This is a genomic window from Ensifer sp. WSM1721 (assembly GCF_000513895.2).
GTDB lineage: Bacteria > Pseudomonadota > Alphaproteobacteria > Rhizobiales > Rhizobiaceae > Sinorhizobium.
The window spans coordinates 142,677-165,994 of sequence record NZ_CP165782.1 but is presented as its reverse complement, the minus strand read 5'-3'; the positions used below and the strand labels follow the sequence as shown (position 1 = coordinate 165,994).

The following is a 23,318-nucleotide window of genomic DNA, read 5'->3' as shown; positions in this document are numbered from 1 at the left end:
GCCGATGGCTACAGCTTTTATGTCAGTTTCATGAAACATTTATGACAACCTATGTCATTGAAGATGCTTATAAATTTTACACCTTCCAATATTTAGCCGCACTTTTATGTCAGAACCGCACGGTAAAAATCGTACCTTTGCCGACTTCGGAATGAATGAGCAGCCGCGCGCGATGGCGGGTAAGGATATGCTTTACGATGGCAAGTCCCAGGCCCGTCCCTTTTTTCGAGCGGCTCGCCTCGACGTTAACCCGATAGAAACGTTCGGTAATCCGCGGCACGTGCTCGGCCGGAATACCCGGTCCATGATCCTTGACCGTCACCTCCGCCTGATGGTCCTCGCCGCCGGTCAGCCGCACATCGACCCTCTTGCCTTCCTGGCCATATTTGCAGGCGTTTTCGATCAGATTCTCAAAGACCTCGACCAGTTCGTCACGGTCTCCCTGGACGAGGACCGGCGCGTCGGGCACGTCGAGCGCGATTGTCACGTCGAGCTCGCTCGCAAGCGGCGCGAGACTGTCGCGCACATGCCCGAGCAGCGGAACGAGGTCGACGGTGTCGTCCGGGGCGATGTGCGACTTCAATTCGAGCCGCGACAGCGATAGGAGATCATCGACGAGCCGGCTCATGCGGGTGGCCTGCTCATGCATGATCGCGAAGAATTTCTCCTGCACCTTCGGGTCGTTCCGGGCCGGCCCCTGCAGCGTCTCGATGAAACCGCGCAGCGATGCCAGCGGCGTGCGCAGCTCATGGCTGGCATTGGCAACGAAGTCGGACCGCATCCGATCGATGCGGCGGGCCTGCGAGATGTCGCGGTAGGTGAGCAGGAAGACGCGCTGGGCCGGCCCTTCGCCTCCTGTGTCGGCCGGCGCGACGCGAACGACATAGATCGCATCCGAAGGCAGGCGCTCGGTATGTTCGATCTGATTGATCTTGCCCGTCGCAATGGTCTCGCGCACCATGTCGAGAATGCCGGGCGAGCGCACGCGGGCGGAAAGGTAGGTGTCTTTCGGAATGGTCCCGAAGGCCTTCTCGGCGGCCAGATTCTGGAAGAGGACGGTTTCGTCGGCCGCGACGACGATGACTGGCATGTCGAGCGCGTTCAGTACCGGGATCAGCGGGTCCATCGACTTCTCGACCGTGGTCGGCGCTGCCTCAGGTATCGGCTGCGCCACCGGCGCGCTCCGGTTGAGGACGGCCGCGACAAGAACGATCCAGAAGGGCAGAATGGCCAACACGTGAATGCCCGCGAAGCCGGCGAGAACCGCAAGTACGACGGACAGGCCGAGAATCCAGCGTTCGGCCTTCAGCCTCGGCAGCAGGGTTCGCCAGAACACCTTCGCGCCATCCAACACAATGCCCTCGTCGCTCAATCTGCCGTCTCCCGACCCAATGACGTTTGCCGTAATGCTTCCGGACCATCGACGCGACCGGCGGATGAGGGCGGCGAGGAAACCACCTCGCGACCTTTGCCTCGCTCCGGCCATGAAGGCAGAGAGATAGCGGTGCTTCATGACATGATTTTCACGACATGCTTGAATCCGCAATGCAATTATGGCCTCCTCCGAAGAAATCCAGCGAGCGGAAGGAAGACGGATGGCACTCGAGGAAGCACCTGCCGCGGCAAAGCCTGAAAGTCGGGCGGTCGAATTGAGGATCGGCGGCAAGACCCGCGTCTTCGACGTCGATGACCCGGAATTGCCGAAATGGATCGACGACGCGGCCTTCCGCTCGGACGACTACCCTTACGAGAAAAAGCTCAGCGAGGAGGAATACGAGGAGACGCTGACGAGGCTGCAGATCGAATTGGTCAAGGTCCAGTTCTGGCTGCAGGCGACCGGAAAACGGGTGATGGCGGTATTCGAAGGGCGCGACGCGGCCGGCAAGGGCGGCGCCATCCACGCGACCACGGCCTATATGAATCCCCGCTCCGCACGCACCGTCGCGCTCACCAAACCCACCGAGACGGAACGCGGCCAATGGTATTTCCAGCGTTATGTGGCGACCTTTCCGACGGCCGGCGAATTCGTCCTTTTCGACCGCTCCTGGTACAACCGCGCCGGCGTGGAACCGGTCATGGGCTTCTGCACCCCGGAGCAGTACGAGCATTTTCTCAAGCAGGCGCCCCGATTCGAAAAAATGATCGCCGACGAGGGCATCCATCTCTTCAAGTTCTGGATAAACATCGGCCGGGAGATGCAATTGAAGCGGTTCCATGACCGCCGCCACGATCCGCTGAAGATCTGGAAGCTGTCGCCCATGGATATCGCGGCATTGAACAAGTGGGACGACTACACCGAGAAGCGCGACCGGATGCTGAAGGAAACACATACGGAACACGCGCCTTGGACCGTCATCCGCGGCAATGACAAGCGCCGCGCCCGGATCAACCTGATCCGCCGCATACTCAAGAGCCTCGACTACGACGGCAAGGACAAGGCGGCGATCGGCGAAGTCGACCACAAGATCGTCGGCTCCGGACCGGGCTTCCTCAAGTGATCGGCTGCGCCCGCGTCATTCGCCCGGCAACACACGGACCGCAAAAAGGTCCAGGCTGTTGCCGGTGCCGCTGACGTCACTGTTGATCACGAGCCTTCCAGGGCTGTTCGGAGCAGGCTTGCGATCGAAAGTGACCTTGAACAGCATGTCCAGCCGCTCGTCATGCGCCGTGAAGCGGTGACGGCCGCAGTCGCCAAGCGTCGAGAACTCGCACTCGACGGCGAATTCCGTGGTCTTGCCCGGCGTCGTCTGCACCGTCAACGCGAGTGTCGAGGATTTACCCGAGAGTTGCTCGAGGGCATCGACGGGAATCTCGATCGCCACGTCGCCGTCCTTCGTCGCCACCGCCGACGTCAGCCGCAGGCGCTCGCCGCCGTCCTCGTCGAACGGTTCCGCTTTCGCGCGGGGACCAGGCTTGACCGCCGCGACGTCCTTCGGCATGAAAACCTCCAGCCAATCGCCGGTAAAACCATCCTGTGCCCGAAGCGTCTGCAAGCCTGCGCCGCCGCTGAAATCCTCCGACTCCACCGTCGCCGGCGGATTGGCGACATTTGTGTCGGACAGTGGCTTGAGGAGATTATTGGTCTGGACCCACCAGACGGCGGCCCCCGCCGCAGCCGCGAGTGTCGCAACGACCATGGTGTAAGAAAGAAGACGGCCGCGTTTGCGCTTGGGCGGTCGTTTGTCCGTGACGCCAAGATCGGGCGCTGGGGCGCCGCGCCTGCCGGGATCGTCGGCTCTTTCGCCTTCGGCAGCGGGCCGCGTCGAGAGGGCGCCATCGCGCTCTGCCCGCAAGCCTCCAAGCCCCCCCTCCGCCTGCGCCGGAGCGCGCCTGGCGGCCGCAAATTCCGGCTCCCGCCGCCCGGAGACCTGGGCGGCGACTGAGGCGCGCTCGGCGGCTTCGGCCTTTGGCGTTGCATCTCCGAGATTTACGACCGGAGTGGCCGCAGCGCGCGCCTTCAAGGCGGCGCGTTCTTCCGTTTCGATCGCGTGGATGATGGCTTCGAGACGATGCCGTTGCCGCGCGATCACGTCCGGATCCTCGATCTGCTGCTTCTGCAAACCGTTTTCCAGTGCCTGGCGCGCCGACTGATAGATGCGCGCGCGGATCTCCGCATTGCTCCGGTCCGACCGTTCCAGTGCATTCCTGATCGCAGTCTCGAGTCCGCTCACATCAAATCCTTTTGTGCGAAAGCCTTCCGGCTGCGGCAAGCTGTTGTCAAACTTCCCGCGGGTATGGCCCGCCGCCGACCGCCACACGCCGTTGCTTTTGTTAAGGATTGGGTAACTGCTGCTTTCTGAATCTGCAAGTCCGGTGGCGTGATCGGTCGTCGTTCCTCGGGGAAAATATCGACCTCGCGGTCAATGACGCAGTAGGCAAGCGCCTCCGTTGCTGCTATTTGTTTTGACGTTTACGCAAACGTCAAAGATGGGATGGAGAATTTTCGATGTCGTTGCCGCCAATTCTTTCCGGAAAGACGAGATTGCCGATTGTCGGCGCGCCGCTTTTCATCGTCTCGCATCCCCGGTTGACGATCGCTCAGTGCAAGGCAGGCGTCATCGGCGCCTTCCCGGCACTCAACGCTCGGCCGCACTCACAGCTCGACGAATGGCTGGCGGAGATCGCCGAAACGCTTGCCGACCATGACGCCAAGCACCCCGACCGGCCGGCGGCTCCCTTCGCCGTCAATCAGATTGTCCATAAGTCCAATGCGCGGCTCGAGCAGGACTTGATGCTTTGCGTCAAATACAAGGTGCCGATCGTCATCTCCTCGCTCGGCGCCGTGCCCGAGGTGAACGCCGCCATCCATTCCTATGGCGGCATCGTCCTTCACGACGTGATCAACAACCGTCATGCGAATTCCGCGATCCGCAAGGGCGCCGACGGTCTGATCGCGGTCGCCGCCGGTGCCGGCGGACATGCCGGAACCCTCTCGCCCTTCGCGCTCGTCCAGGAAATACGGACGTGGTTCGACGGGCCGCTGCTGCTCTCGGGCGCGATCGCCACCGGCGGAGCCATCCTCGCCGCCGAGGCCATGGGGGCGGACATGGCCTATATCGGCTCTCCCTTCATCGCCACCGAAGAGGCGCGCGCCAGTGACGCCTACAAGCAGATGATCGTCGACAGCAATGCCGCCGACATCGTCTATTCCAACTATTTCACCGGCATCCACGGCAACTATCTCAAAGCGTCGATCCGTGCGGCCGGCATGGATCCGGACAATCTGCCGGAGGCGGACCCTTCCAAGATGGACTTCAGCACGGCGGCCGATGGCGCCAAAGCATGGAAGGACATCTGGGGCTGCGGCCAGGGGATCGGCGCCGTGCGCGAGATCGGCACCGTCGCCCAACTCGTCGACCGGCTGGAGCGAGAATACAACGCGGCACGCACCGGCCTCGGCTTCGGCTCCTACAGCGACGTTCGGCCGGCGAAGGAATTTTCAACTTCTCGAAACTGACGGCTTGAAATCTTGCCGCTTTGCGTTTATCAGCGCCTCACATTCGTTCCGCGGGCTGCCGCGGAACCGCCCAAGGGCCGCTTTAGCTCAGTCGGTAGAGCACATCATTCGTAATGATGGGGTCACGTGTTCGAGTCACGTAAGCGGCACCATTAATTTCAAGCACTTAGCACAGAATTTCAATTGGCCGAGCCAAGCCAGTAAGCACATAGTAAGCAGAAAATCGGGAATTGGCGGGAACGTCTTGATCGACGTTCGCCCCTACGTGAAATTTTCGCGCATGTTACCGAGGACAAAATACCGGTTTCGACCCATTGCGGTCGTTGGCGTCGGGTGCACGAATGGCCAGATTCAGCCCCATCCGGTCATTCGTTCGACCAGCCGCGCAATCTCTGGAATCCGCCTGCGAATGTATTCCCGCTAAGAACTCGTGCCGTCAGCGCCGAGCTTTCAATCCAGGCCTGGATTTCGGATGTCAGCGGGCCGAGAAAGATGACTTCCGCCAACGTCGCCGTCGCATGCAGCGCGCTCATTTCGGGCCACCTCATGGCGATGTCGTGGTGCCCGATCCAAGCGTCAGGATTTTTGTAGTCGATGACGCCGCGCGCTGTCCTGTCCGACGCATTCACGAAAAATCTGTAGGACAGTACGCCCGGATGACCTTCGGCTTCGACCCGCTTTGCCAGCGCGCCTACCGCAACCTCGAAGTCTTTCGGCATCCTCTTCAGCTCGTATAGGTTCAGGATTGTGAGGCGGTTGTCGATCATGCTAGAACCTCGGTCTGAAAACAGTTTCTCTGGATTCGCAATATCGGTCTGTGATCCGGGGGGCCTAATCCAGTCTGGTGGCTGCTTTTTTGGGCCTAAGCTGATCGTTTTCCGTCTGCAAGTGTCTCGAGTAACGACCGCGCTTCCTTGAGATCCGAAGTATCGAAGCCCTCGCTGAACCATTCATAAACGGGCGCGAGGAGCCGATAGGCTTCCGCACACTTGCCCTGGTTTTGCCAGAGATGGGCAAGGCTTGTCGCCGCGCGAAGCTCAAGCATCTTCGCGCCTTGGATTTGAGCTACCTCGATCGCTGAACGGTAGCATGGTTCAGCCTCAGTCGGGTCTGAAGTGGCGAGGGAGAGCAGCAATTCTCCCTTCAACCGGTAGAGCTCTGCCTCCCACCAGCGTTCCTCGGTCTTCGCCACAAATCCGAGAGCATCCTGGAGAGCCTCCAGGGCTGCCTCCGTTTTGCCCACGCGGTGCAGGGTCTCCGCGAGCAAACTCAGGTGATAAGGCGCATCTCTTAGTGTTCCCGTCGCGCGGCAATCCGCAATTCCCTGGGTGATCTCTGATATACTCTCCGAAGGTCGTCCCTGAGCGCCGGATGCCCAACCTCGAAAGACCCTTCCATAGGCTAACCACATAAGCAGCCCGTGCTCCTCACAGAGGGATATTAGCGCGTCTGCGGACCGTCGGACAGCCGCCGCATCTCGGCGGAAATGGGCCAGGATTGCGGCACCCCAGGCGAATAGATACCCTCGGCTGTTCAGGTGCTTGATCTCTCCAACCTCCTCCAGAGCGCAGTCCATTGCGTGCGACGCGCGATCGGGAAAGCCGCTCAGCCACAGGATCACGGACAGATAAGCGAGGCCGGCTACCCTTTGATCCTGTCCGAAGCGGAAGGCGAGCACCCGGTGTTGGTGCGGATCGAAAAACGAAAGTGCCTGCTCGATTTCCTCGCGGCCCGCCCGCAAATCTCCAAGATGCGCGAGCGAGAGTCCGAGAATCCTATGGCCGACCACCTTCATGGCCAGATCCGCGCCGTGTTCGGCTTGAGCCACGAATTGCTCTGCGAGTTGGCGTCCCTTCGACCACTTGCCGAGGACACCATTGTAAGCCCATTGACCGTACAAAATCGGAAAACGCTGCTTGTCACTGCAGCTCAACCGCTCGCAAAGCTCATGCGCCCTGGAGTAGGCGGCACCGGTCTCTCCAGCCCCGTAGCCCTTCGTGGCAATGAGCGGCATGCCGAGAGCAGTCTGGAGGTTCAGCTCAAGTTCATCGCGCCGGCGCGATGCGGGAATTGATTTTAGAACGTCCAGACCTTTCATCAGATGGCCGATCGCCTCTGCGTTGGCGGAGAGCTCCGCCGCTTGCTGGCCGGCTTTCAACCAATAGCAGATTGCCTGCTCTGCGAGGCCGGCTTCGCTGTAATGGCGGGCGAGTATCTCCGGCTGGGTCGTCGCCTTCTCAGGGAAGTGCTCCTCTATGGCTCGCGCAACAGTAGCATGCATTTGCTGCCGTTTACTGCGGAGCAGGCTCTCATATGCGGCTTCCTGAACAAGGGCATGCTTGAACGCAAAAGTGGCGTGCGGCGGCGTCCCACGCCTATAGACCAGTTCCGATTCCTCGAGCCGCGCCAGTGCCTCATGTAGCTCGTTGTTGCGAAGTGGAATCACCAGGGCGAGCAGCTCGTAGGAAAACTCCCGGCCTATGATCGCGCCCACCTGTGCCACCTCCTTGACCGGTATCAAACGATCGAGACGTGCGGTAAGCGAGTCCTGAAGAGTTGCTGGTATTGCCAATGGTGGCAGGGGGCCGGCCAACATGTAGCTTCCACCCTCTTCCCGCAGCAGTCCGGATTCGAGGACGTTTTTGGTCAGCTCCTCGACGAACAAGGGCACCCCATCCGTCTTTGCGACGATCTGCTGCAGCACCTCTGTCGGCAATGTCTTGCCGGCGGTCAGCCGTTCGACCATCGCGCAACCCGATTTGCGACTGAGCCGATTCAGCGTGAGAGACGTGACATGCGGATAACCGGTCCAGGAGTGTCTGAATTCGGGCCGGAACGTGATCACCAATAGAACCGGTAGACTGCGCACACGCTCGATGAGCTGCTCAAGTAGCTCCAACGTTGTCGGGTCGATCCAGTGCACGTCCTCAAACAGCGCGAGCACCGGTCGCCGCCGCGCCAAACCCTCCACCTGATCGGCGAGCGCATCGAGCGTTTTTGACATCTGTTCTTCTGGTGCGAGGTTGAGCGGCAGGTAACGCCCGCCGGTCGGAATCGACAGCAGCGCCGCAAAGAAGGGTGCGACCTCTTTAACGTCCGCCGTGGACTGCGCCAGCAGTTGCTCCAGCTTTGCGAGTTTCTGCTCGTCATCGTCGTCACGGCTGAACCCGGCCGCCCGCTGCAGGTGATCAATAATCGGACGGAGTGCACTGTTTATGTGGTACGGAGAGCAGAAGTGCATGATGCGCGTGTAGGCGATCTCGTCCAATCGTTGCTGCAGAGCGCGCGTGAGGCGTGATTTGCCAATACCCGGCTCCCCTGAGAGCAGGATCACCTGGCCTTCGGCATCCCGGGCCTGGTCCCATCGCCGCTGCAGCAATGCCAGCTCCTCCTCGCGGCCAACGAGGGGCGTAAGGCCGGCCGCGTGCAGCGCGTCGAAACGGCTCTCGGCTTGACTCTCGCCGATCACTCGCCAGGCACGCACTGGTTTGGCGAACCCCTTGATATCCTGTGAGCCGAGGTCGGCAAGGTCGAACAGACCACCGACGAGGCGGCGCGTGCTCCGGCTGATCACGACGCCGTTGGGCCCGGCGAGTGATTGCAACCGTGCTGCCAGATTTGGTGTTTGACCGACGACAGACCTCTCCCGCGCCTCCCCGGCTCCGATAAGCTCTCCTACCACTACCGCGCCCGTTGCTATGCCGACGCGGACCTCGAGCAACAGATCGTGCTTCGGCCTAAGGCGGTGAATGCCCTCGACCACTGCCAGGCCAGCGCGCAACGCACGTTCCGCCTCGTCCTCATGGGCTCGAGGGTAACCGAAATAAGCCAGCACGCCGTCGCCCATATATTTGGCGATGTGCCCTTCGAAACGCGTAATCGCGGCCGCCACTGCGTTCCGATAGGCCCGCAGAAGTTCACTCATCTCCTCGGGATCGAGCCTTGACGCGAGCGCGGTCGAGTCGACCAGGTCAACAAACATAACTGTCAGCTGGCGGCGCTCGGCGTTTGGCACCGCGGTCATCGCGTCGGCGCCGTCGCGGAGGGCGGCGATGGCTGCAAGGAGTTTTCGGCGGTGGCCAACCGAGGTGATGCCTAACGCGATGAGATCCTCGGCCGTGAGGTCGGCGAGGACCTCGGCATCGATGTCGTTGGCGCGAAACTCCTGTTCGTACTGCGCGAGCCCGAGATCGCACAGCCAGGCGCCGACGTCCATGGGGCTCCTCCTGCCTCCGTCTGCCCGGAGCGAAAGGCTCGACATTCTACCGCAGAATCACCGCAGAGGGGCAGGGAAAAGGCACGTTCGAAAGATGAGGTTCGAGGCCGCAAATGGGCGCTTCTCGCTCGTTCCCGGTAACGCTTCAAACGGCACGCTTCCACCCTTCTGCGACGGATGCGAACCGGAAGAATCGACCCTATGCGGCCACTGAAGAATTTATGAAGTTCGAAATGCGGCGGATAAAATTACGACTATTTCAACCTAACCATGTGTAGCTCCCTCACGAGGGCGCTCGGCCGTTCGTTGCCACTGGGCACGAGATTAGTGCGATCTCTAAGCAGAAAATCGGCAAAAGCCAGCCGATCTCACGATTGAAATTTCGCCTGTCTACAGCTAACATATTGAAAAATATGAACTCAAAAGCATAATTAGGAAATGGAGAGATCGCAGCATTTAACATTCGTAATGATGGGGTCACGTGTTCGAGTCACGTAAGCGGCACCATCTCTTTCCTAAAATCATCGTGATTCAGCAGCGCCGCCGCCTGACCTCCTGCCGTTGCGAGCAGCGCCCTCCCCCACGTCTGCCATCAGGCGCAGCCTATATCCATGGGCATATAGTGCTCGGTCCATGAAGGCGCTAACATCCGCCCCATTGGAACTATCGATATGGCGCTCAGGTGAATTTTTCATATTGAATTAAACGCGTTCTTGCGCGGCGCCGCGTGCCTACCCAGGCACCGCGGCGCATCTTATGAGGGCGGCGGGCATGCACGCGCGAAGTGTCATTGAGATCGCGGACACCAAAGGCATTGTCCCTGTTCAGTTGATACTGGCAGGTTATTGGGCTAGCCAAGACCGTCTCGTGGCATTCATATTGAACGGCGTGACTCCCCAGTCGATCGACCTGGTCCTGGATCCGATCGTAAGCACGTTGCCGATATTGATCCCTGGCGTGCTCTACATCGACATCCGCGACAAAGCTCGCGTATGCGAGGCCGTGCAGTCCGCCGAGGAGATTTTTGCCGCCAGCAGAACCTTTCGCCGCCTGACGGTTTACTATGGCGCTCGGCAGGGTATCGTTCGGCCCGTAACTGCGGCCATCGCCGAGTTGGACAGCCGGGCTCTGCGCCAACCGCCCGCGTCGGGCACCGACGGTTGCGGTAAAAGTCAAACACAGCCTGGAAGTCCGCTGCTCGGCAACCGTCCGCGCGTAGTACATTCGAAGCCGAAAATGACATGCCAATCGCGGCACCAGCTCGCTTCGATTGGCGTCCGATCGGCGCAGCGGTCGGTCCTTGACGCGGCAAAAATGACCGGAGCTTCAACTGATCCTGACAATAGATCCCGACCGCGTGCGTCGTTTTGAATGCGGCTTGTCTGACCAAAACGATTGTGCTCGACGTTAAAAGATCTTTGTTTTTGGCGCATGTCGTTGCCCCAAACCGCTGCACACTTTGGCGACATGCATTAGTCGAGCTCAAAGGTCTCCTTGTAGTCCTGCCTGAGGTTCGCGGGTTGATCCTCTTTCCGCAGAAAGCAGTTGCCGATAACCAGGCACTCGATCTCCGTCCCCATGAAGCACCGGAAGGCGTCCTCCGGAGTGCAGACAATAGGCTCGCCGCGGACGTTGAAGCTCGTATTGACGAGCACAGGACAGCCGGTCCTCTCCTTGAACGCGGTCAGCAGTTCCCAATAGCGCGGGTTGGTGTCCCGATGCACCGTCTGTACCCTCGCCGAATAATCGACATGTGTCACGGCTGGAATCTCTGAACGCGGAACGTTCAACCGGTCTATGCCGAACAGCATTGCCTCGTCAGGGCTTTGGCGCAGTCTGCGCCGATCGAGTACATCTCCCACAAGCAACATATACGGACTGTCGGTGTCGATATCGAACCATTCCGCCACATCCTCGCGCCTGACCGAGGGAGCGAAGGGACGGAAGCTTTCTCGGTATTTGACCTTGAGATTGAGTGTCTTCTGCATTGTCGGCGAACGCGGATCGCCCAATATCGACCGGCCGCCCAAGGCGCGCGGCCCGAATTCCATGCGCCCTTGCACCCATCCGACCGCCTTCTCCTGGACAAGCGAATCCACCGTGGCCGCTATCAGCGCATCGTCGCCCAGCACCGTGTAAATCGCCCCCGCCGTCCTCAAGCGTTTTTCGATATCGGCCTGATCGTAGGCCGGCCCGAGATAGGCGCCTGCCATCCCATCCCGTTCAGCGGGAACGCGATCCTTGGCGAGGTATCCATGCCAGGCCGCAAGCGCCGCGCCGACCGCCCCACCCGCGTCACCAGCGGCGGGCTGGATCCAGATGTCGTCGAAAATGCGTTCCTTCAGGAGCTTGCCGTTTGCCACGCAGTTCAGGGCCACGCCGCCGGCAAGGCACAGATGACGCTCGCCTGTTTCCCGCCGGGCGAAGCGGGCAAGCCTCATGACGACCTCTTCCGTTACCGCCTGTATCGAGGCGGCCAGATCCATTTCCCGTTGAGTCAAAGGGGATTCCGGCTTTCTCGGCTCGGCCCCGAACAGTTGATGAAAGGCCGGTGACGTCATCGTCAGGCCTGTGCAGTAGTTGAAGTAACGCTGATCGAGCCTGAACGAGCCGTCCTCCCGCAGATCGATCAGGTTGTCGAGAATCTTGTTCACAAAGAGCGGGCGGCCGTAAGGCGCAAGGCCCATCACCTTGTATTCGCCGGAATTGACCTTGAAGCCCGTGTAGTACGTGAACGCGGAGTAAAGCAGCCCGAGAGAATGCGGGAAGCGTATCTCCTTTAAGATATCGAGACTGTTGCCGCGGCCATGGCCGAGTGACGTCGTGCACCACTCGCCGACGCCATCCATCGTCAAGACCGCGGCGCTTGCGTAGGGAGAAGGAAAGAAAGCGCTGGCCGCGTGCGCCAGGTGATGCTCCGTGAACAAAAGGGAGCCGGTCCAGTGCTTCGATCCTGCAAGCTTGCCGAGCTGCTGGCGCAACAGCTTCTTCTGAAACAGCTTTTCCTTGATCCAGAGCGGCATCGCCATCCTGAACGAGCGAAAGCCCTTGGGAGCTGTCGCAAGGTAGGTTTCCAGCAACCGCTCGAACTTCAGGAACGGCTTGTCATAAAAGACGACATGATCGACTTGCGCCATGTCGCACTCGGCCGCGGCCAGGCAGTAATCGATGGCATTGGCCGGAAAGCCAGGGTCGTGCTTCTTGCGCGTGAAGCGCTCCTCCTGAGCGGCGGCAACGATGCGCCCATCCTCGATCATCGCTGCTGCGCTGTCGTGGTAAAACGCCGAGATACCGAGAATACGCATGAACAGCTCGGACTAGAACAAGGTATAGACGAACGGCGCCACTGCCGTGCCTTGGGTCAAGACCACCAACGCACCGAAAACACCGAGCACGATGAATATTGGCAGGAGCCAGAACTTCTTGCGGACGCCCATATAGGTCCAGAGTTCACGTACCAGTTCCATCTCGTTTCTCCTCCCCGATCAAATGGCTCCCCGTCACACCTGCCGTATCAGAATTGATTCCGCATGGTCGCCGGTTGGGGTTCGTGCGAGGGTCGCGTCTTCCAGTACGTGCCGGCTGATCGATCAAACGACGCGCCGAGCGGGTCGTAACCGCGCCACCTCAACCAAAGGCCGATCGGCACGAAAGTGGTGACATAGATCGCGAGCATCACCACCGGATTGACGACCCTGAACAAAAGCAGACCGAGTTTGGTCCAGAGCCGGTTCGGCAAGGAAAGCCAGTCGGGAAAGGCGAACGCCGCTATGACAAGGACTGCACCAATGACGGCAAGCGTCGTCGTAAGGAGCGAGAGCGAACCGGTGATCAGCGATCGTGCCAGCACGAAGGCGAGAAGAATGCCTCCGACCGTATAACCGAAGCTTCTATTGGAAGGCCCCTCAGGCGTATGCTCGAGAAAAGCTTCGTGCGAACTGTTCATTCTGGCACTTCCTTTGGAAGTCAGTGCTAAACCTCTCAAATATCATCTTGGACCGCAATGCACTCAGAAAATGAGAACTATAGAACCGACGCGGTCAATCCGGTCAATATACCATTGGATATAGGCGCTAGAGCCCTGTTCAACTGTAGCGCAGCGATCAGGAGGCTTTAAGCTCTTGCGCTAAATTCTGCGAGACATCATCACGAAAAATCGGTAACTTTCGGTCTGCAAAAACACATCGTAACACAAGTTCTGATCTGCTCTTTAAATTAAGTATTTCGGCGCGACGAGCCTCTTTACAGGCTCCCAAATCGTTAAGGCAAGACAGGCAATGCTCAAGATTTCGGCGGTCGAAGACGGCACGATGCGCTGACGGATTTGCGAGAGAGGACGCATGTCATGAAGATGCGGCATCTTGGGCTCCTGTTATGTGGGCTCCTCGGCTTGTACCTTTTGATCAGTCCCGTTTACGCTTTGCTGCACTTTAGACAATTCGCATCTTTGACCCCGCATCTGATGCGCTATGTGATAATACCCGGACTGCTGGGATTTGCATTCGTGGCCGTTGGTCTGTTTGCAAAACCCCGCTCGTCCGTGATGGTGGGCACCTGCGGCTTGAGCGTATTAGCAGGCCTGTTCCTTTTCGAAGCAATGCTCACCGTCAAGGGCCTCTCGGTTCAATTGGGGATGCTCGGTCGCCTGAGCGAAGCGCAAGCCGAAACGCTCGGGCGCATGACGAATGCCGTTCGTGGCTTTACGCTTCGTGACCTCAACCGTCGGTCCGGTACCGACGAGCTTTCTAAAGCCTTGCTGTCTGGCTTTCCGTCGTCGCAGGTGGTGCTGTGCACATCGGAAAGCGACATCGTCAGCTACACCGCAGACCGCTACGGTTTCAACAATCCGGACCAGGTATATGGCGGCAAGCTGGATTTGGTGCTCCTTGGGGATTCCTTTGTTGAAGGCTTCTGCCTGCCTCCGGGCGAGGACCTTGCATCGCAGTTGCGGAACGGCGGCCTTGCCGCTGTAAGCTTAGGCATAAGGGGAAACGGTCCTCTGCTCGAACTCGCGATGCTGGGCCGTTTCGGCGAGGAGCTCCGGCCCCGGCACGTCATGATGGCGTTCTTCGAAGGCAATGACTGGGAGAATCTCGAGAAGGAGCTGACGGTGCCATGGCTCCGCGCCGCGCTCTCATCGGAGGCAAATTTCGGATCGCAGTCGACCGCGCAAGAGACCATGCGAGCCGCCCGGATGATAATGGGAGAGCGAAACAAACGGCCGGTAACGATGGCCGACTTGGTTTCAAAAACCGCCATGATCCGCAATTTCGTCGCCCTGCAGCAAACTTTCACGCAGCTTGGGGTGATCTACCCGAAGATTGCTCACACCATACCGGAGTTCAGGGATACGTTGAACCGTGCGAAAGCGCTGACCGAGAGCTGGGGCGGCACTTTTACCCTGGTCTATGTGCCGAGGGCCGACCGATTCATGGGCTCGCTCTCGTCGGATCGTATCATCGATCAACTCAAGACGATGGTGCTCGATGCGGCTAAAGCAGAAGGTATTGCAGTGGTCGATCTCCACAAAGCTTTTCGCAGCCATCCCGAACCTGCGCGTATGTATGCCCCGGACCATCATTTCAGCCGTGAGGGCGCAAGTCTTGCCGCAGATGTGATCTTGCGCCACCTGGGAGCGATCGAACAAAGCCCGAAGAATATCGCCGTAATTAAATGAATTGGCCAACGGCCGGCACAACGTTTCGCGCAGGCCGGCAATCGCATCAATCAGATCCAAGCTGCAGCCTTCGCGAGAGGTTGGCGAGTTCCACACGCGTGGTGATGTCGAGTTTACTGTAAACGCTATGGAGGTGAAGCTTGACGGTGCCCGGTGCGATTCCAAGTCTGGCGGCGATCTCTCGGCTGCGCAGCCCTGCGGCCGCAAGCCGGGAGACCTCGATTTCGCGTGGTGTCAATTTCTCCAGAACCTGCTCACGCGCGACGTCGCCTTCACGGATCCGCTCAAGCGCGGCTTTCAATGTTTGATCGGTGAAACAGGTGCGACCGGCCGCTACCGCCCGGATGCATTCGACCAACGCACTTGGCGCCTGCTCCTTGAGTACGATACCATTGACACGATACCGCGTAGCTTCGGCGAGATGCTCGTCGCTGATATCGGCGGTAAGAACGATGAGCGGCAAATCCGGCCGGTCGCTGCGGAGGCGACGAATGAGTTCGATCCCGTTCATGTCCGGCATCCGCAGATCGAGGACCACGAGATCGACCATTTCGGTCGTGACGACCTCGATCGCGCGTCGAGCGCTTCTGCATGTCGCGACGACGCACCAGCCCGACTCGGCTTCGATCAAACGGCGCAAGCCGTCCAAGATGATCAGATGGTCATCGACGACAACGATGCGCAGAGTCATCGATGTGTCGGGATCCTGATGATTATCCGCGTCCATTGTTCCACCCGGTCTATTATGAGTTGTCCGCCATGGGCGGCCACGCGTTCGCGCAGGCTACGCGGGCCGAGCTTGCCGCTCTCCAGCTCCGCATGCTCGACCCGCCGGTCAAAGCCGAAGCCCTTTCCATCGTCGTCCACCGTCAAGACGATGGCTCCCGCATCGAGGCGCAGGCTGACGTTAAGCGTTCGGGCCGCGCCATGGCGTACGGCGTTGGCAGTCGCCTCCGAGGTCATGCGGCTGAGCTCGTAGATAATCGTTGCCGGCAGATGAAGATCTGGCGGCTGCAGAACAAAGTGAAAATCGATCGACCATTGCTTGCGCAACCGTTCAGCCAGGGCGTCAAATTGAAGGGCGAGCGGCGACTGGCCGGCATGGCGGTCGTCTTGGCCCGGTTCAAGCGCGCGGATAAACGTGCGAAGGTCGCGCTGTTCATCGGCAAGCATGGCCTGGATCGCGACCAGACGACGATCGAGCTCCTCCGGAGCATCGCCGGCGGATGCACGCAGCGCCTGGAGGTGAAGAGCCGTACCCGCCAGAGATTGGAGGACGCCGTCGTGAAGGTCGCGTCCGATCCTCAGCCGCTCCTCGAGGGCGGCCGCGTCGCTCAGTCTGCGCACCAATATGGCTTGCTCGAACAGCGCCTTCAGCCTGTCGGCGATAATCTCGGCGACCGCCACGTCGTCGAGCGTCGGCGTCGGCGGATCCAGCAGAAAAAGGCGCGCTTCGAGGTCATTCACCTGAAACTGCACGGAAACCGCCGAGGCCATGGAAAAGTCGGCGATGAGGGCCGGGGAAATCGGCGGGGCGTCACCGGTCCATCGATCGAACCGTCCGTCGCCCCGGTGGACGAGCAGGCGCGCGCGCTTCGCATCCGTGACGAGGAGACTTGCGCGCTGCAGCGCCGCCGCCGTCCACGGCAGATAGGCGTCCGGCGGCAACCGTTTAACGTGCGAAGCCCCATTCTCCCACACCGCGAGATTGGTCCACGGTTCTTCACCATCGCTCCAGATCAAGAGCGCGCGCGGTACACGTGTCACATGCGCCGCATAATCCAGCGCAGCGGCAGCCGGCCAGTCACGGCCCTCCGGCTGCGCGGGTGCCCGTTCCACCAATCGCAGCAGCTCGACGCGCACGGCCTCCTGATGGGAACCGAGCCAGATCAGGACGGTGGCCGCCATCGCCACGAAGAGTATGCGCGACAATTCCAATGCTGAGTCGACGTGCGGATCGCGCAGGACGGCCGTGTGGGAAACCATCGCATACAGCAGAACAGCGAAGCATACGGCAGCGGTCCAGAGAGCCCCTCTCCAACGCCAATGCAGCGTCGCGGAAAGCAGTAGAAAGGGCGTGAAGATGAAGGATGGGCCGGACACCCGTTGAGTGAGAAACACGAGGACGACGAAGGCAGTTACGTCGACCGCATGGCGTATCAACGTTCCGCGAACCCGCGAGATCTCGGCATTCAGAACGCGGAAAGCAGCGACGACGGCATAGCAGAGATAGACGGCAAGAATTGCAAAGACGATCTCGCTGCCGAATGCCGGGTTCGTCGCCTCCAACTGAACGATGAACAAGCTACCGACCGCCGCCATAACACGGCCGATGGCAATGACCTTATCCGAGCGGGCACGAAATGTATTGATCCACGTTTTTCGACCGATTGCGGCACCCTGATCGCTTTCGAAACGCCCATGCGCGAGTGTGCGAAACCATAGCCTGATGCTATCGAGCGGACCGCTCAGGAAGGGCCGCCAGTTGGAGAGATCGAATGCACAGCGCATGAAGGCCCGCGAAGCTCTCATCTTAGGGTCAGGACCTCGATATAGATCAATGGCAGCCGCGCGACTATTTGCCGAGATACTTTGGAGCGGCGCCCCGTGCCACAAAATATAACTACCGATATACTCAACCATACAGGCTGCGGAGCCCGGACTCAATGTTGCCTTCGCACTTAAGCGGGGCTGCTTCGTCAAGGCGAAGCAACGACCTCCGCCGGAGGTGTTGGGTTCGGCAGCTGGCGCCGCTGATTTCAGGTAAAGAAATACCGAGTGAGGTGGAAGAACACCGGCGCGGCGAAGCTCAGCGAATCCATGCGATCGAGTACGCCACCGTGCCCGGAGATCATCGTTCCCCAGTCCTTCACTCCCATCGAGCGCTTCACGGCGGAAAGGGCGAGGCCACCGAGAAAGCCCATGGCGACAATGGCAAGCGCCATCGCAGCCGCCTCGAGCGGCGTGAACGGCGTTATCCACCAGAGGGCGGCACCGGCGGCGACGGCGGAAAGCCCGCCGCCGAAGAGACCTTCCACCGTCTTCGATGGGCTGACAACGGGCGCGACCTTTGTCCTGCCGAAGAGCTTTCCGAAGACATATTGCATCACGTCGCTGAACTGCGCGACGGTGATGAGGAAGAAGAGCAACAGGAAGCCCTCGCGCGGACGGCCCGGAACGTCGAGCGTCAGCAATGCAGGCGCATGGCTGATGCAATAGACCGTCAGCATCAGACCCCATTGGATGCGCGACACCCGCAGCAGAAACTGCTCCGGATCGCCTTTCAGCGCTGCGAGGCTCGGCAGCAGCAGGAAGCCGTAGACCGGAATGAGGATCGTAAACAGCGCATACCAGTCGATCCAGATCAGCCAATACTGAAGTGGCAGCAGCACGTAGAAGGCGGCGACTAGGGGCAGATGATCCGCCGCGCGGGTCGGCGTCAGCGACACGAACTCGCGCAGCGTGTAGAACGAGGTGAGCGCAAAGAGCACCACGGTCACGCCGCGGCCGAGGCCGAAGCTGACCGCGAAGATCGCGACCATCACCCACCAGGCCCTTATGCGGGCGTTGAGATTGTCGACCGTCGCCCGTCCGCTCTCCGACGCCACCCGGCGCGAGAGTGCGAAGCCGATCACCGATGCCACGGCGAGAAGGCCGCAGATGCCGGCGAAGAGAACGAAAAGCTTGTCGTTCAGGGACATGGCGGCCTCATTCAACCGGATCTGACGCGAGCGCCGCGACCGCCGCCCGGGCGCGTTCAAGAAAATCATCCTTTTCCTCGCCCGTTTGCAGAGCGATCGGCCCGCCGAAACGGACCGTGCAACTGATGGGAACGGGCAGGAATGTTCCTTTCGGGAAGGCGCGGGAGGGATTGTCGAGATAGGTCGGGATCAGTTCGACATCCGGGAATTCCTGCGACAGCCAGTAAAGCCCGCTCTTGAAGGGTCCGGGCAGGCGCTCGCTGCCGCGCGTGCCCTCGGGGAAGAGAATGAGCGACTCGCCTTCGGCGAGCACGCCGCGCAAGGGCGCAAGTGCTGCCCCGGGCGGCCACTGCGTGGACCGATCGATGAGCACGGCATTCAGCACATTCAGCGCAATATGGCGCCGGACCTTGCCCGCGCCCCAGTAGTCGGCCGCGGCGATCGGATGCGTCGATGCGCGCAGCCGCCGCGGCAAGGCCGACCAGATCAGAAGCGCGTCGAGGTGGCTCGCGTGATTGGCGAAATAGATGCGCTGGCGCATCTCCGGCGCCGAGCCGATCCAATGTGCCTGCCCGCCGACGAGAAACCGCGTGAGAGCGATCAGCACGATGTCGATCAAGGCTCCGCCGCTCCCGAAAGGCGCGAGACGATCGCCCTCGTCCGGGTCGCGCAGGTGAGAAGCGCCCCGATCAGGATGATCCAGCCTGCGAGATAGAGCGCGAAGCGCTCTGTTGTCAGCATCGCCTCGCCGAGCGCAAGCAAGGAGGCAACGCTCATTAGCGCCATGCGGTGCTGCTTCGCCATAGGGCCGCGAAAGTCCTGCGCCTGGCCGAGCGAGCCGCCGAAGACGCGCACATAGGCGGTCAATGCCGCCGCAAGGGCGCCCGCCCAGCCGAGCCAGCCCGCACCGGCTGCGTAGCCGAGCGCCACGAGGAGCAGCGTATCGGCGATGCGGTCGGGAAACTCGTTGTAGAGCACGCCGACCGGAGAGCCGCGCCCACCCTCGACCGCCACCATGCCATCAAGAAGATTGCACAGGAGGCGCAACTGGATGCCGGCAATTGCCACGAGATAGAGGAACGGCCAGCGCGGCGCCCACATGAGAGCCGCAGCTCCGATCGCAGCGAAGACGATGCTGAAGAGGGAAATCTGGTTCGGCGTGACCGGTGTTTTCAGAAGCAGCGCCGTCAGCCGCCGCGCGAAGCCGCTATCGCGCGCCGTGATTGGACGCCGGTCCGCGCCCGGCCCTTCAGCCTCTCCGCCGTCGGGAGCGACACTCATCTTCGTGGAAATCAGCCCCTCACAAATTTATGATTGCAATCTGTCTCAAAACAACTCCGCACTCAAGACCCCCTCCGTCGCTTCAGTCTTCGTCACCGATGAAGCGGTAGCCGACGCCGGGCTCGGTGCGGATGATCTTCGGATCGCCGGGGTCGCGCTCGATCTTGCCCCGCAATTGGCCGATGAAGACCCGGAGATAATGCAGGTCCTCTCCGTGGGCCGCGCCCCAGACGGAAGTGAGCAGCGTCTTGTGGGTTACCACGCGGCCGGCATGGCGCGCGAGCATTGCGAGCAAGTCGTATTCCTTCGGCGTCAGCCGCAGGGTCTCGCCGTCGCGGGTGACGACACGCCTGACGAGGTCGATCGACAGGCCGTCGGCCGAGAGCTGCGCCTCGCCCCCCTCCATCTGGATGCGGTGGCGAAGTGCGGCGCGGATGCGTGCCGTCAGTTCGCCGATACCGAAGGGCTTTTCGATATAGTCGTCGGCGCCGAGATCGAGGGCGGCGATCTTCTCGCTTTCGCGGTCGCGCGCCGAAAGGACGATGACCGGCACCTGCGACCAGGCGCGGATATTGGCGAGGACGTCCTGGCCGTCCATGTCCGGCAGACCGAGATCGAGGATGATGACGTCGGGTGCCGCCGTCGCCGCCGTCTTCAGCGCTTCCTGACCGGTCGCCGCCTCCACCACCTCGTAACCCGCCGCCCCGAGAGCCGGACGAAGGAACCGCTGGATCTGCGGCTCGTCGTCGACCACAAGAATACGCTCCACCGTCATCCGCGCTCCTTCTCCGAGACGTCGGCCTCGGCGGCCGGGAACCGCATGGAAATACGCGTCCCGCGGCGCTTCACCGCCGGGCTTTCCGCCTTGATCTGTCCGCCCATGGCCTCGACGAAGGCTTTGGCTATCGAAAGGCCGAGCCCTGTTCCGAGCGAGCGCCCATCCGGCTTTCCTTTGCGGAAGAACTTTTCGAACACATGCTCGAGATCGGCCGGTGCTATCCCCCTGCCGAGGTCGGTGACCGAAAGCACCACCTCGTCTCCCTCCTTCCGCGCATAGATGCTGACCGGCTCCTCGCCGCCGAACCGGTTCGCGTTGTCGAGAAGGTTGAACAGCACCTGCCCCAAAAGCACGCTGTCGCCGCGCATCAGCGGCAGGTCGGCGGCGATGCTCGTCTCGAATTCGCGGTCGGGAAAATACTTGCGCGCCCGCTCCAGGGCGGAACGAATGACGTCCGCGACATCGACCCAGTCGCGCTTGGCATTGATCGCCCCCGCCTCGATCCGCGTCATGTCGAGCAAGTTGGCGACGAAGCGCATCAGCCTGTCGCTTTCCTCCTCGATCGATTTCAGGAGGTCGTCCCTGCTTTCCGCAGTCATTCGCGCGCCGAGCTCGCGGAGACTTGTGACCGCCCCCGTGATGGTCGCCAGCGGCGTTCTCAGATCGTGGGACAGGGACGAAAGCAGGGCGGCGCGGAATTTGTCGCCTTCGAGCTGGGCCGCCTGTTCGAGGCTTTCGCGTGACAGCCGCGCGCGATCGACGGCGATCGCCGTCTGGTCGAGGATGGCTGCAACCGCCCGCTCCTCGTTTATCTCCAGCGGCTTGGCGTTCTGCACGAAACCGCAAACCCCGACGACGCCGTGGGGGCTCGTCAGCGGCCTGAACTGAAAGGGACTGGTCGGCAGGGTGTCGGTGTCGCTACCGGCGGGCTCCTTCTTTTCGAGGCTCCAGCGCGCCGCCGTCATGTCCGAGACGCCAAGCTCCGTATCCGGCGGCCAGGCGGCTTTCAGCACGAGGTCTTCGCCTTCGGGCAGCAGAAGAACCGCATTGCGCCTCAAGGTCGCCTGGATCTGCGTGACTGTCGCCCAGAGCACATCGTCCACATCGGCCGTCCCGGAGAGCTTGCGCGAGAAATCATAGAGCGCCTGAGTGGCCGTCGCCCGACGGCGGGCGGCTTTCGCCTGTTCGCGAATGCGCGATGCAAGACCGCCGGCAAGGAAAGCCGCCGCAAGGAAAACGAAGAGCGCGAACACCTCGTGCGGCTCGGCGACAGTGAAGGTCCCCACAGGCTCGATGAAGAAGAAATTGTAGGCGAGAACGGAAAACAGCGCAGCCGCAATCGCCGCGACGTAGCCTGCGAGGGTTGCCGATGCCAGTACCGCAAGCAGGTACAGAAGCGAAATATTCTGCAGGATGATGAAGCTCTCGATCAAGACCCCGAGCACGGTTGCCGAGATCACGGTGCCTGCCGCGATGGCAAGCGCGCGGCCGAACCCCTTCGGCAAAGCCCGCTTGCGCACGGGCTTCGGCGCAGCGGGCGTCGCGCCGCTGTCGGTCACCAGGTGAACGCCGATGCCGGAGGCTCGCTCTGCCAGCGCATCCGGCAGGGATCTGCGCAACAGCCGAAGTGGAAAGCGCTGGCGGCGGGTGCCAATGACGATCTGCGTCGCATGCTCCCGCCTTGCCAGTTTGAGGATCTCCTCGACGAAATCGCTCCCGACGACGCGGCGCGTCTCCGCGCCCAATTGTTCGGCCAGCCGGAAGGTTTCGTCGAGCTGCCGCATTGCCTGACTGTCGGCCGAATCGCGATCCGCACGCTCGATGGAAACGACGATCCAATCGGCGTTCAGGCCCGAAGCCAGGCGGCTTGCGGTCCTCACGACCTTTTCCGATAGGCGATCCGGACCGACGCAAACGAGAAGTCTTTCGCCCGCCGCCCAGGGCCCTTCGATCGCGTTCTGCTTCAGGTAGTCGACCATCTGATCGTCGACCCGGTCAGCCGTGCGCCTGAGCGCCAGTTCCCTAAGCGCCGTCAGGTTGCCTAAACGAAAGAAGCGGTCCACGGCGCGTCTGGCGTTTTCGGGCAGGTAGACTTTGCCTTCCTTCAATCGCTCGATCAGTTCTGTCGGCGGCAGGTCCACCAACAGCACGTCGTCCGCGCGGCTCAGCACCGTGTCCGGGATGCGCTCGCGTACCGGCACGCCGGCGATCTGCGCGACGACATCCGAAAGACTTTCCAGGTGTTGAATGTTGACGGCAGTCAACACATCGATGCCCGCGTCGACCAGCTCCTCGATATCCTGATAGCGCTTGGGGTGGCGGCTTTCACCAATGTTGGTGTGAGCAAGCTCGTCGACGACGATGACACGCGGACGGCGGGCCAGCGCCGCATCCAGATCGAATTCCGCGAGCGTGCGACCGCCATGGCTCACCTCGCGGCGCGGCAGCACCTCCAGCCCTTCGAGGAGAGCTGCGGTCTCGCTGCGACCATGCGTCTCCACAAGCCCGATGACGATATCGACGCTCTCTTCCATGAGACGCCGCGCGCGCATCAGCATCGCGTAGGTCTTGCCGACTCCGGGAGCGGCGCCGAGAAACACCGTCAGCTTCCCTCTACTGCCCTTCTCGGCCAGCGCCAGCAGGGCATCGGGATCGGGGCGGCGCGTCAGGTCGCGATCATTCTCGGGCATTCAGCGTCTCGAACTCAC

The 23,318-nt window shown here is 61.1% G+C and carries 18 protein-coding genes and 1 tRNA gene; 5 read left to right on the top strand and 14 right to left on the bottom strand.

What is annotated here, in order from left to right:
- Positions 1-109 precede the first annotated feature (109 nt).
- Positions 110-1,372 (bottom strand): phosphate regulon sensor histidine kinase PhoR, encoded by a 1,263-nt coding sequence (phoR, locus tag M728_RS00735; RefSeq protein WP_026619684.1) that lies wholly within the window; start codon positions 1,370-1,372, stop codon positions 110-112.
- A gap of 223 nt (positions 1,373-1,595) precedes the next feature.
- On the opposite strand from phoR, the gene ppk2 reads away from it, so the two are divergent.
- On the top strand, positions 1,596-2,498 hold the full coding sequence (gene ppk2, locus M728_RS00730; protein ID WP_026619683.1) for a polyphosphate kinase 2: 903 nt from the start codon (positions 1,596-1,598) through the stop codon (positions 2,496-2,498).
- A 15-nt stretch (positions 2,499-2,513) separates the two neighbouring features.
- Here ppk2 and M728_RS00725 read toward each other — a convergent pair whose 3' ends face one another.
- The gene (locus tag M728_RS00725; RefSeq protein WP_026619682.1) at positions 2,514-3,671 is read right to left on the bottom strand and encodes a hypothetical protein; all 1,158 of its coding nucleotides are present in this window, start codon (positions 3,669-3,671) and stop codon (positions 2,514-2,516) included.
- Between the two features lie 275 nt (positions 3,672-3,946).
- Here M728_RS00725 and M728_RS00720 point away from each other — a divergent pair, with 275 nt between their 5' ends.
- Both M728_RS00720 and M728_RS00715 read left to right on the top strand, forming a co-directional pair.
- Positions 3,947-4,957, top strand: coding sequence for a nitronate monooxygenase family protein (locus tag M728_RS00720; RefSeq protein WP_026619681.1), 1,011 nt, complete (start codon positions 3,947-3,949; stop codon positions 4,955-4,957).
- A 76-nt stretch (positions 4,958-5,033) separates the two neighbouring features.
- A tRNA-Thr gene (locus M728_RS00715) sits at positions 5,034-5,109 on the top strand.
- Positions 5,110-5,322: 213 nt separating this feature from the next.
- On the opposite strand, the gene M728_RS00710 is transcribed toward M728_RS00715, so the two are convergent.
- Together M728_RS00710 and M728_RS00705 are read right to left on the bottom strand one after the other, a co-directional pair.
- Positions 5,323-5,724, bottom strand: coding sequence for a hypothetical protein (locus M728_RS00710; protein WP_034883210.1), 402 nt, complete (start codon positions 5,722-5,724; stop codon positions 5,323-5,325).
- Positions 5,725-5,819: 95 nt separating this feature from the next.
- Complete coding sequence (locus M728_RS00705) at positions 5,820-9,173, bottom strand: AAA family ATPase (protein ID WP_026619679.1); 3,354 nt, start codon at positions 9,171-9,173, stop codon at positions 5,820-5,822.
- A gap of 771 nt (positions 9,174-9,944) precedes the next feature.
- On the opposite strand from M728_RS00705, the gene M728_RS00700 reads away from it, so the two are divergent.
- Complete coding sequence (locus tag M728_RS00700) at positions 9,945-10,544, top strand: hypothetical protein (RefSeq protein WP_156943366.1); 600 nt, start codon at positions 9,945-9,947, stop codon at positions 10,542-10,544.
- Positions 10,545-10,645: 101 nt separating this feature from the next.
- Here the strand turns inward: M728_RS00700 and M728_RS00695 are convergent, their stop codons facing one another.
- The 3 genes from M728_RS00695 to M728_RS00685 are packed head-to-tail and all read right to left on the bottom strand — an operon-like array spanning position 10,646 to position 13,119.
- Positions 10,646-12,478: a carbamoyltransferase gene (locus M728_RS00695; protein ID WP_026619678.1), complete on the bottom strand. Its 1,833-nt coding sequence runs from the start codon at positions 12,476-12,478 to the stop codon at positions 10,646-10,648.
- A 12-nt stretch (positions 12,479-12,490) separates the two neighbouring features.
- Positions 12,491-12,640: a DUF5989 family protein gene (locus tag M728_RS00690; RefSeq protein ID WP_080578803.1), complete on the bottom strand. Its 150-nt coding sequence runs from the start codon at positions 12,638-12,640 to the stop codon at positions 12,491-12,493.
- Between the two features lie 47 nt (positions 12,641-12,687).
- Entirely contained in the window at positions 12,688-13,119 is a 432-nt protein-coding gene (locus M728_RS00685) for a hypothetical protein (RefSeq protein ID WP_026619677.1), read from the bottom strand.
- 399 nt (positions 13,120-13,518) lie between these two features.
- Here M728_RS00685 and M728_RS00680 point away from each other — a divergent pair, with 399 nt between their 5' ends.
- A complete protein-coding gene (locus M728_RS00680) occupies positions 13,519-14,850 on the top strand; it encodes a GDSL-type esterase/lipase family protein (RefSeq protein WP_026619676.1) in 1,332 nt (443 codons plus the stop codon).
- Between the two features lie 46 nt (positions 14,851-14,896).
- Here the strand turns inward: M728_RS00680 and M728_RS00675 are convergent, their stop codons facing one another.
- The 7 genes from M728_RS00675 to M728_RS00645 form a co-directional block, all read right to left on the bottom strand.
- The gene (locus M728_RS00675) at positions 14,897-15,541 is read right to left on the bottom strand and encodes a response regulator transcription factor (protein ID WP_026619675.1); all 645 of its coding nucleotides are present in this window, start codon (positions 15,539-15,541) and stop codon (positions 14,897-14,899) included.
- On the bottom strand, positions 15,538-17,553 hold the full coding sequence (locus M728_RS00670) for a sensor histidine kinase (protein WP_370906455.1): 2,016 nt from the start codon (positions 17,551-17,553) through the stop codon (positions 15,538-15,540). Before M728_RS00670 ends, M728_RS00675 begins: the two co-directional genes overlap by 4 nt.
- Before the next feature lie 56 nt (positions 17,554-17,609).
- Positions 17,610-18,551, bottom strand: coding sequence for a phosphatidate cytidylyltransferase (locus M728_RS00665; RefSeq protein ID WP_026619673.1), 942 nt, complete (start codon positions 18,549-18,551; stop codon positions 17,610-17,612).
- Positions 18,552-18,558: 7 nt separating this feature from the next.
- Positions 18,559-19,170: a 1-acyl-sn-glycerol-3-phosphate acyltransferase gene (locus M728_RS00660; RefSeq protein ID WP_026619672.1), complete on the bottom strand. Its 612-nt coding sequence runs from the start codon at positions 19,168-19,170 to the stop codon at positions 18,559-18,561.
- Complete coding sequence (locus tag M728_RS00655) at positions 19,167-19,832, bottom strand: CDP-alcohol phosphatidyltransferase family protein (protein WP_026619671.1); 666 nt, start codon at positions 19,830-19,832, stop codon at positions 19,167-19,169. The genes M728_RS00660 and M728_RS00655 overlap by 4 nt, the downstream gene beginning before the upstream one ends.
- An 82-nt stretch (positions 19,833-19,914) precedes the next feature.
- Positions 19,915-20,607: a response regulator gene (locus M728_RS00650; RefSeq protein WP_026619670.1), complete on the bottom strand. Its 693-nt coding sequence runs from the start codon at positions 20,605-20,607 to the stop codon at positions 19,915-19,917.
- Positions 20,604-23,300 carry a sensor histidine kinase KdpD gene (locus tag M728_RS00645; protein ID WP_026619669.1) on the bottom strand — a complete coding sequence of 899 codons (2,697 nt, stop codon included), beginning with the start codon at positions 23,298-23,300 and terminating at the stop codon, positions 20,604-20,606. Before M728_RS00645 ends, M728_RS00650 begins: the two co-directional genes overlap by 4 nt.
- Between the last annotated feature and the right edge of the window lie 18 nt (positions 23,301-23,318).

Excerpts from the sequence above, each read along its gene's own strand:
- ppk2 (WP_026619683.1), top strand. The coding sequence starts at position 1,596 with ATGGCACTCGAGGAAGCACCTGCCGCGGCAAAGCCTGAAAGTCGGGCG.
- M728_RS00720 (WP_026619681.1), top strand. The coding sequence starts at position 3,947 with ATGTCGTTGCCGCCAATTCTTTCCGGAAAGACGAGATTGCCGATTGTC.
- M728_RS00710 (WP_034883210.1), bottom strand. The coding sequence starts at position 5,724 with ATGATCGACAACCGCCTCACAATCCTGAACCTATACGAGCTGAAGAGG.
- M728_RS00705 (WP_026619679.1), bottom strand. The coding sequence starts at position 9,173 with ATGGACGTCGGCGCCTGGCTGTGCGATCTCGGGCTCGCGCAGTACGAA.
- M728_RS00700 (WP_156943366.1), top strand. The coding sequence starts at position 9,945 with ATGCACGCGCGAAGTGTCATTGAGATCGCGGACACCAAAGGCATTGTC.
- M728_RS00695 (WP_026619678.1), bottom strand. The coding sequence starts at position 12,478 with ATGCGTATTCTCGGTATCTCGGCGTTTTACCACGACAGCGCAGCAGCG.
- M728_RS00690 (WP_080578803.1), bottom strand. The coding sequence starts at position 12,640 with ATGGAACTGGTACGTGAACTCTGGACCTATATGGGCGTCCGCAAGAAG.
- M728_RS00685 (WP_026619677.1), bottom strand. The coding sequence starts at position 13,119 with ATGAACAGTTCGCACGAAGCTTTTCTCGAGCATACGCCTGAGGGGCCT.
- M728_RS00680 (WP_026619676.1), top strand. The coding sequence starts at position 13,519 with ATGAAGATGCGGCATCTTGGGCTCCTGTTATGTGGGCTCCTCGGCTTG.
- M728_RS00675 (WP_026619675.1), bottom strand. The coding sequence starts at position 15,541 with ATGACTCTGCGCATCGTTGTCGTCGATGACCATCTGATCATCTTGGAC.
- M728_RS00665 (WP_026619673.1), bottom strand. The coding sequence starts at position 18,551 with ATGTCCCTGAACGACAAGCTTTTCGTTCTCTTCGCCGGCATCTGCGGC.
- M728_RS00655 (WP_026619671.1), bottom strand. The coding sequence starts at position 19,832 with ATGAGTGTCGCTCCCGACGGCGGAGAGGCTGAAGGGCCGGGCGCGGAC.
- M728_RS00650 (WP_026619670.1), bottom strand. The coding sequence starts at position 20,607 with ATGACGGTGGAGCGTATTCTTGTGGTCGACGACGAGCCGCAGATCCAG.
- M728_RS00645 (WP_026619669.1), bottom strand. The coding sequence starts at position 23,300 with ATGCCCGAGAATGATCGCGACCTGACGCGCCGCCCCGATCCCGATGCC.